At 43.0% G+C, this 928-nt stretch carries 1 protein-coding gene and 1 pseudogene; one reads left to right on the forward strand and one right to left on the reverse strand.

Features of this window, described 5'->3' with window-relative positions:
• Positions 1-2: 2 nt before the first annotated feature.
• Complete coding sequence (gene fur, locus A3739_RS26010; RefSeq protein WP_068477987.1) at positions 3-407, forward strand: ferric iron uptake transcriptional regulator; 405 nt, start codon at positions 3-5, stop codon at positions 405-407.
• Between the two features lie 20 nt (positions 408-427).
• On the opposite strand, the pseudogene A3739_RS26015 reads toward fur, so the two are convergent.
• Positions 428-928 (reverse strand): annotated as a pseudogene (locus A3739_RS26015) (DNA repair protein RecN); the annotation flags it as partial.

Consider the following 928-nt stretch of genomic DNA (forward strand, 5'->3'; position numbering starts at 1 on the left):
TTATGCCTGAAAATACTGATTTAAAAAAAGCCGGATTAAAAGTAACTGTTCCACGCCTTAAAGTGTTGGGTCTCTTAGAAGCTTCTGATGGTAAGCATATGAGTGCTGAAGATGTGTATAAGGCACTTCTAGAATCAGGTGATGATGTAGGTTTGGCAACGGTGTATCGCGTACTGACTCAGTTTGAAGCGGCAGGTTTAGTGCAGCGCAATAATTTTGAAGGTGGCCATGCTGTTTTTGAGTTGGCGAGTGAAGAGCATCATGATCATATGGTTGATGCTGAGTCTGGTGAAGTTGTTGAATTTTATGATGAAATTATTGAAAAACGTCAGCACGAAATTGCCGAGAAATACGGCTATGAATTAGTTGATCATAGTTTGACCTTGTACGTTCGTAAGAAGAAATAATAAATCTTGTAATGCTGGGGTTAGTTGAGCCCTAGCATTTCTTTCGCATGCGCTTTAGTTTGCTCAGTAATATCTATCCCGCCTAACATTCTTGCTACTTCATCTGTTCTTTCTGCGTTATTTAATGGCTCAACCGCTGAGTGCATTGTTCCATCAATGATTGATTTACTAATGCGAAGATGGCGGTCACCTTGCGAGGCGACTTGAGGTTGGTGAGTGATGCAAATGACTTGGCCTGTTTGCCCAAGCTCTTTTAGTAACTTTCCTACAACTTCAGCTGTACCGCCGCCGATCCCAACATCTACTTCATCAAATACCATACTTGGAACAGCTGAACGCTGAGCGAGAACAACTTGAATCGCTAAACTGATTCTTGATAGTTCACCGCCTGAGGCGACCTTGGCAAGAGGTCTTGGTGGTTGGCCGGGGTTCGTGCTAATAAGAAATTCGATATCATCTAAACCGTTTGCGCTTGCATTGCTCATGTCTAAGGCGTCGCATTGCGTAGCAAACACGACATT

The organism is Oleiphilus sp. HI0067, from assembly GCF_001635735.1.